Below are 7,207 nucleotides of genomic sequence, written 5' to 3' on the forward strand. Positions count from 1 at the left end.
GCTCCCTCAAACCCGAAAGATCATCGCGTCCAACAGCCACGGCCCTCGCAACTCCCACAGATCGCGGGTGTTGCGAGGACCGTTAGAACCCAAGCTCCCGGGGGCCTTTCCGTTCAACGGGCCGACTGGGTCAGCCGGATGCCGGATCAGCCGCTGAACTCGTCCTGGCTCTTGTGCGCCTGCTCCAGCAGCGTCCGCACGCCGGCCAGCTCGGACTCCAGCTTGGCGACCTTGCTCGCGTTGCCGGCCGCGCGGGCCTTGTCCAGATCGGCCTGGATCTTGTCGGCCTTCGCCTGGAAGAGGCCGACCATGCCGGCGGCGCGGGCCTTGGCCTCCGGGTTGGAGCGCTTCCACTCGGCGTCCTCGGCCTCGCGGATCGCCCGCTCGACCGCGTTCAGCCGGCCGTCCAGCTTCGGACGGGCGTCGCGCGGCACGTGCCCGATCGCCTCCCAGCGCTCGTTGACGTCGCGCAGCGCGGCCTTCGCGGCCTTCAGGTCGGTGATCGGCAGGATCGCCTCGGCCTCGGCCGCCAGCGCCTCCTTGAGCTTCTGGTTGCCGACCTGCTCGGCGTCCCGCTCGCTGAACACCGCGGAACGGGCCTGGAAGAAGACGTCCTGGGCGCCGCGGAACCGCGCCCACAGCTCGTCCTCGATGTCCCGCTGGGCGCGCCCGGCGGCCTTCCAGCGCGCCATCAGGTCGCGGTACTGGGCCGCCGTCTCGCCCCACTCGGTCGACGAGGAGAGCGCCTCGGCCTCCGTGACCAGACGCTCCTTGACGGCCCTGGCCTGGTCGCGCTCGGCGTCCAGGGTCGCGAAGTGCGCCTTGCGGTGCTTGGAGAAGACCGAGCGGGCGTGCGAGAAGCGGTGCCACAGCTCGTCGTCACTCTTGCGGTCCAGCCGGGGCAGGCCCTTCCAGGTGTCCACCAGCGCGCGGAGCCGGTCCCCGGCCTCCCGCCACTGGGTGGACTCGGCGAGCTGCTCGGCCTCCGAGACCAGGGCCTCCTTGGCGGCGCGGGTCTCGTCCTGCGCCTTGGCGCGGGCGGCCTTGCGCTCCTCACGACGGCTCTCGATCTCACCGGCGAGCGTGTCCAGCCGCTTGGCCAGGGACTCCAGGTCACCGACCGCGTGCGCCTCGACGACCTGCGACCGCAGGTGCTCCAGCGCGGCCTGGGCGTCCTTCGCGGCCAGGTCGGTGGTGCGCACCCGCTTCTCCAGCAGGCCGATCTCCACCTCGATGCCCTGGTACTTGCGCTCGAAGTAGGCGAGAGCCTCCTCGGGCGAGCCGGCCTGCCAGGAACCCACGACACGTTCGCCGTCGGCTGTCCTGACGTAGACCGTGCCCTGCTCGTCGACACGGCCCCACGGGTCGCTGCTCATAGCGCGTCCTCCACATGACGTCGCGCCCGCGCCGGGGCGGTACGCGTCCGTCGTCCACAGTTGATGTGCGGCGGACCGATGAGTCCGCCGTCCCGTCCGCCGTGCTCTGCTGCCGAGGGTGACGGCCGGCGGGTCTGGGCACCCTACACAACGCCAACATAGGCGACCAGGCCCGGTGCTGTCCGCATCCGGGCCGGGCGATTTCGGGCCCGGGCCGCGCCGACGCCCCTCGCGGGCGGTGGCGACGCGGCCCCGGCGTGGATCAACCCTTCGCGACGGTGACCGAGTTGAAGGTGACGTCGGCCATCGGGTGGCCGTCCGTACCGCCTTCCAGGGTGCCCGCGGCGGCGATCTTCTCGACCACGTCCAGACCGCCGGTGATCTTGCCGAAGGGGGTGTAGCTCGGCGGCAGCTGGGTGTCCTTGTAGACCAGGAAGAACTGGCTGCCGTTGGTGCCGGGGCCGGAGTTGGCCATCGCCACCGTGCCCGCCGGGTAGGTCGCGCCGGTCAGGTTCTCGTCGGCGAACTTGTAGCCGGGGCCGCCCGTGCCGCCGGGGACGGTCGCGCTGGCGGTCGGGTCGCCGCACTGCAGTACGAAGATGCCGCCCGTGGTCAGCCGGTGGCACTTGGTGTGGTCGAAGTACTGCTCGCCGGTCAGGAAGGCGAAGGAGTTCACCGTGTGCGGCGCCTTGGCCGCGTCCAGCGCGATCGTCACCTTGCCGCAGTTGCTGTCCAGCGTCGCGGTGTACGAGGCGGCCGTGTCGACCGTCATGGCCGGCTCGGCCTGCCACTGCTTGCCGTTCGGCGCGCCCGGCGCCGGGTCGGCGCAGCCCTCGACCGGCTTGCGGGTCGGCGTGGTGGGCTCGTCGGTCGCGGTGGGCGCGGCCTGCGCGGTCGGAGCGGAGTCCTTCTTGTCGTCCGAGTCGAAGGCGCCGGTGCCGACCAGCGCGCCACCGCCCGCCAGCACGACCACGGCCAGCGACGCGCCGAGGATCGTGTTGCGGCGCTTGCGCGCGGCGTGGGCCTCGGCCCGTCGCTGCGCCTGGCGCTCGTACTTCTCGCGGGCGAGCTGCCGCCGCCGCTGTTCGCTGGTGACCACCGGCCGTGTCTCCTACATATGCGCTGGGGGGTCCCCCGCCCGATGGCGGGCGGGGAGGGAGTGGGTACGAATGCTGAAGCGGATCATCGCATCCATCGGCGGCCAAGTGTAGGTACCACGGCTGTAAGAACGCGGTGAACCCGTCATGATGAAGTGAACCTGTCACCCCCTGTCTGGTTCGCAACCGGACCCGGACCGCCGGTAGGCTGCGTTACATCGTGTAGCTGCCACTGTCGACCGAATCATGAAGGACTCGCGTGTTCATCGCCGGATTCCCCGCTGGAGCCTGGGGCACCAACTGCTACCTGGTCGCACCGGCGCCCGGCGAGGAGTGCGTCATCGTCGACCCCGGCCACCAGGCCGCCGCCGGCGTCGACGAGCTGATCCGCGAGCACGGGCTGAAGCCCGTCGCGGTCGTCCTCACCCACGGGCACATCGACCACGTCGCCTCCGTGGTCCCGGTCTGCGGCGCCCGCGGCGTCCCGGCCTGGATCCACCCCGAGGACCGCTACATGATGGCCGACCCGGAGAAGGCGCTCGGCCGCTCGCTCGGCACCCAGCTGATGGGCGAGCTCACCGTCGGCGAACCCGACGACGTACGCGAGCTCACCGACGGCAGCGTGCTGGAGCTCGCCGGTCTGAAGCTCACCGTCGACCACGCGCCCGGCCATACCAAGGGGTCGGTGACGTTCCGGACGCCCGGCGCCGAGGACCTGCCTCCGGTGCTCTTCTCGGGCGACCTGCTCTTCGCCGGCTCCATCGGGCGCACGGACCTCCCGGGCGGAGACAGCGAGGCGATCATGCGGTCGCTGGCCCGGGTGTGCCTGCCCCTCGACGATGCCACCGTGGTCCTGTCCGGCCACGGCTCCCAGACCACCATCGGCCGCGAGCGCGCCACCAACCCCTACCTCAGGCAGGCGGCGGGAGCGCTCGGCGCTCCGGCCTTCCCGCGACGAGGAATGTGACGGAAGAGAAGTTGAGCACCTTCACCGCCCCCAAGGGCACCTACGACCTGCTGCCCCCCAGCTCCGCGACCTTCCTGGCGATCCGCGAGAGCCTCTCCGCGCCGCTGCGCCGGGCCGGGTACGGCTACATCGAGACCCCGGTCTTCGAGGACGTCAAGCTGTTCTCCCGCGGTGTCGGCGAGTCCACGGACATCGTCACCAAGGAGATGTTCTCGCTCACCAAGCGCGGCAAGGAAGACCTCGCGCTGCGCCCCGAGGGCACCGCCTCGGTGGTCCGCGCGGCGCTCCAGGCCAACCTGCACAAGCTGGGCAACCTCCCGGTCAAGCTCTGGTACTCCGGCTCCTTCTACCGCTACGAGCGTCCGCAGGCCGGCCGCTACCGCCAGTTCGCCCAGGTCGGCGCCGAGGCGATCGGCGCCGAGGACCCGGCGCTGGACGCCGAGCTGATCATCCTGGCCGACGACGCCTTCCGCTCGCTGGGCCTGAGCGACTACTCGCTGCTGATCAACAGCCTCGGGGACAAGCAGTGCCGGCCGGTCTACCGCGCCGCCCTGGTCGAGTTCCTGGACGGCCTGGACCTCGACGAGGAGACCCGCCGCCGCGCCGGGATCAACCCGCTGCGCGTCCTCGACGACAAGCGCGAGTCCGTCCAGGCCCAGCTGACCGACGCCCCCAAGCTGCGCGACTACCTCTGCGAGGAGTGCAAGGCGTACGACGAGAAGGTGCGCGAGCTGCTCACCGCGGCCGGCGTGGCCTTCGTCGACGACCCCAAGCTGGTCCGCGGGCTGGACTACTACACCCGCACCACCTTCGAGTTCGTGCACAACGGTCTCGGCTCGCAGTCCGCGATCGGCGGCGGCGGCCGCTACGACGGCCTCTCCGAGATGCTCGGCGGCCCGGCGCTGCCCTCGGTCGGCTGGGGCCTCGGCGTGGACCGCACCTACCTGGCGATGGAGGCGGAGGGCATCGCCCTCGACCTGCCCGCCACCACCTCGGTCTACGCCGTCGCGCTCAGCGACGAGGCCAAGAACGTCCTCTTCGCCAAGGTGGTCGAGCTGCGCCGGACCGGCGTCGCCACCGACCTCGCCTTCGGCGTCAAGGGCATCAAGAACGCCATGAAGTCCGCCGACCGTTCCGGCGCCCGCTTCGCGGTGCTGGCCGGTGACCGGGACCTCGCCGAAGGCGTCGTCCAGCTCAAGGACCTGACCACCGGCGAGCAGAACCCCGTCGCCCTCGACGCACTCGTCACCACCCTGAAGGAGAAGCAGCTGTGATCCGCACGCACGACGCGGGCACGCTCCGCCCGGAGCACGCAGGCACCACCGTCACCCTGGCCGGCTGGGTCGCCCGCCGCCGAGACCACGGCGGCGTGGCCTTCATCGACCTGCGCGACGCCTCCGGCACCGTGCAGATCGTGGTCCGCGACCTGGACTCGGTGCACGGCCTGCGCGCCGAGTACTGCGTCAAGGTCGTCGGTGACGTCCGGGTGCGCCCCGAGGGCAACGAGAACCCGGACATCCCGACCGGCGCGGTCGAGGTCGTGGTCAGCGAGATCGAGGTGCTCTCCGAGGCCGCCCCGCTGCCCTTCCCGGTCGCCGAGTACGAGCCCGGCACGGTCAACGAGGAGGTCCGGCTGCGCTACCGCTACCTGGACCTGCGCCGTGAGGGCCCGGCCAAGGGCCTGCGGCTGCGCTCCAAGGTCAACAACATCATCCGCCGGGTGATGGAGGAGAACGACTACCTCGACATCGAGACGCCGTACCTCACCCGCTCCACCCCCGAGGGCGCCCGCGACTTCCTCGTCCCGGTCCGCCTGCAGCCCGGCCACTGGTACGCGCTGCCGCAGTCGCCCCAGCTGTTCAAGCAGCTGCTGATGGTGGCCGGTATGGAGCGCTACTACCAGATCGCGCGCTGCTTCCGCGACGAGGACTTCCGCGCCGACCGCCAGCCGGAGTTCACCCAGCTCGACATCGAGGCCTCCTTCGTCGACCAGGAGGACATCCTGGCCCTCGGCGAGAAGATCGTCGGCTCGATCTGGCGCGAGGTGCACGGCTACGAGATCCCGAACCCGCTGCCCCGGATGACCTACGCGGACGCCATGTCCCGCTACGGCTCCGACAAGCCGGACGTCCGCTTCGGACAGGAACTCACCGACCTCACCGAGTACTTCAAGGGCACCGCGTTCCGCGTCTTCCAGGCCCCGTACGTCGGTGCCGTGGTCATGCCCGGCGGCGCCTCGCAGCCCCGCAAGGCGCTCGACGCCTGGCAGGACTGGGCCAAGGCGCGCGGCGCCAGGGGCCTCGCCTACGTGGTCATCGACGCCGAGACCGGCGAGCTGCGCGGCCCGGTCGCCAAGAACCTCTCCGAGGAGCACCTGGCCGGCCTGGCCGCCGCCGCGGGTGCCAAGAACGGCGACGCGATCTTCTTCGCGGCCGGCAAGCAGCGCCCCTCGCAGGAGCTGCTCGGCGCCGCCCGCCTGGAGATCGGCCGCCGCTGCCGGCTGATCGACGAGTCCGCGTGGGCCTTCCTCTGGGTCGTCGACTTCCCGATGTTCGAGCCGATCGAGGACGACAAGGGCGAGTTCCAGGGCTGGCACGCGGTGCACCACCCGTTCACCGCCCCGACCGCCGAGTCGCTCGCCACCTTCGACACCGACCCGGGTACGGCCCTCTCCAACGCCTACGACCTGGTCCTCAACGGCTCGGAGCTGGGCGGCGGTTCGATCCGTATCCACCAGCGCGACGTGCAGAAGCGGGCGTTCGACGCGATCGGCCTCTCCGAGGAGGAGGCCGCCTCGCAGTTCGGCTTCCTGCTCGACGCCTTCAACTACGGCCCGCCGCCGCACGGCGGTGTGGCCTTCGGCCTCGACCGGATCGTCACGCTGCTCGGCGGGTACGACACCATCCGCGACGTCATCGCCTTCCCGAAGACGTCCACCGGTGGTGACCCGCTGACCGGCGCCCCGACCCCGATCACCCCGGCCCAGCGCCGGGAGGCCGGTGTGGACGCCCAGCCGAAGGTCCGCGAGGACGCCAAGTCCGAGGCCCAGCCCAAGGCCTGACCCTTGATCGGCTAACCTTTCACGGCCCCGGACGGTTCACCTACCGTCCGGGGCCGGTCCACAATGGCGTGCGACACAGAGAGGGTTCCCCCATGAAGGTCAGTACCAGGATCGAGTGTCCCGACGACGCACCCGCCACCAGACGGGTCCACATGGCCGCGTTCCCCGGCCCCGACGAGGCGGACCTGGTGGACGCGCTGCGCCGCGATCCCGCCTGGCTGCCCGGGCTGTCGGTGGTCGCGGTGGACGAGTCCGGCCTGGTGGTCGGCCACGCCCTGCTCACCCGGCTGCCGGTCGGTGACGGCAAGGGCCTGGCGCTCGCGCCCGTCGCGGTCGCCCCCGAGTGGCAGCGCAAGGGCGTCGGCGAACTCGTCGTCCGGGCCGCGCTGTCCGCCGCCGAGGACGCGGGCGAGAAGCTCGTCATCGTTCTCGGAGACCCGGACTACTACGGCCGGTTCGGGTTCACCCCGGCCCAACGGCACGAGGTCACCGGCCCGTTCGAGGTGCCGGACATCTACTTCCAGGCGCTCGCCCTGCCCGCCTACGACGGCGCCCCGCGCGGGCTCTGCCGCTACCCCGAGCCCTTCGAAGCCGTCTAGTCCTGCTGGAGTACTAACTGATCGTTTCAGAATGAGGTTCGGAGCTTTCGCAGGCAGATGATGCTGCAGGCGAGTTGGAGCAGGCCGAGGTGGAGGTCGGCGCGTAT

The 7,207-nt window shown here is 71.2% G+C and carries 6 protein-coding genes; 4 read left to right on the forward strand and 2 right to left on the reverse strand.

Going from position 1 to position 7,207, the window contains the following annotated elements; translation table 11 throughout:
- Window positions 1-146: 146 nt before the first annotated feature.
- Both ACIP82_RS37435 and ACIP82_RS37440 read right to left on the reverse strand, forming a co-directional pair.
- The gene (locus ACIP82_RS37435) at window positions 147-1,376 is read right to left on the reverse strand and encodes a DUF349 domain-containing protein (protein ID WP_363610531.1); all 1,230 of its coding nucleotides are present in this window, start codon (window positions 1,374-1,376) and stop codon (window positions 147-149) included.
- A 262-nt stretch (window positions 1,377-1,638) separates the two neighbouring features.
- On the reverse strand, window positions 1,639-2,475 hold the full coding sequence (locus ACIP82_RS37440) for a peptidylprolyl isomerase (protein WP_363610526.1): 837 nt from the start codon (window positions 2,473-2,475) through the stop codon (window positions 1,639-1,641).
- Window positions 2,476-2,732: 257 nt separating this feature from the next.
- Between ACIP82_RS37440 and ACIP82_RS37445 the strand changes: the two genes are divergently transcribed.
- The 4 genes from ACIP82_RS37445 (at window position 2,733) to ACIP82_RS37460 (ending at window position 7,100) form a co-directional block, all read left to right on the forward strand.
- Window positions 2,733-3,440, forward strand: coding sequence for an MBL fold metallo-hydrolase (locus ACIP82_RS37445; RefSeq protein WP_363610524.1), 708 nt, complete (start codon window positions 2,733-2,735; stop codon window positions 3,438-3,440).
- 11 nt (window positions 3,441-3,451) lie between these two features.
- A complete protein-coding gene (gene hisS / locus ACIP82_RS37450; protein WP_363610522.1) occupies window positions 3,452-4,714 on the forward strand; it encodes a histidine--tRNA ligase in 1,263 nt (420 codons plus the stop codon).
- Window positions 4,711-6,501: an aspartate--tRNA ligase gene (gene aspS, locus ACIP82_RS37455; RefSeq protein ID WP_363610520.1), complete on the forward strand. Its 1,791-nt coding sequence runs from the start codon at window positions 4,711-4,713 to the stop codon at window positions 6,499-6,501. Before hisS ends, aspS begins: the two co-directional genes overlap by 4 nt.
- Window positions 6,502-6,593: 92 nt before the next feature.
- Window positions 6,594-7,100, forward strand: a complete 507-nt coding sequence (locus ACIP82_RS37460) for an N-acetyltransferase (RefSeq protein WP_363610518.1) — start codon at window positions 6,594-6,596, stop codon at window positions 7,098-7,100.
- Window positions 7,101-7,207: the final 107 nt, after the last annotated feature.

The organism is Kitasatospora sp. NPDC088548 (assembly GCF_044753005.1).
Classification (GTDB): Bacteria; Actinomycetota; Actinomycetes; order Streptomycetales; family Streptomycetaceae; genus Kitasatospora.

Bases quoted from the DNA above. Each gene is read 5' to 3' on its own strand.
- ACIP82_RS37435 (WP_363610531.1), bottom strand. From the start codon at position 1,376: ATGAGCAGCGACCCGTGGGGCCGTGTCGACGAGCAGGGCACGGTCTAC.
- ACIP82_RS37460 (WP_363610518.1), top strand. From the start codon at position 6,594: ATGAAGGTCAGTACCAGGATCGAGTGTCCCGACGACGCACCCGCCACC.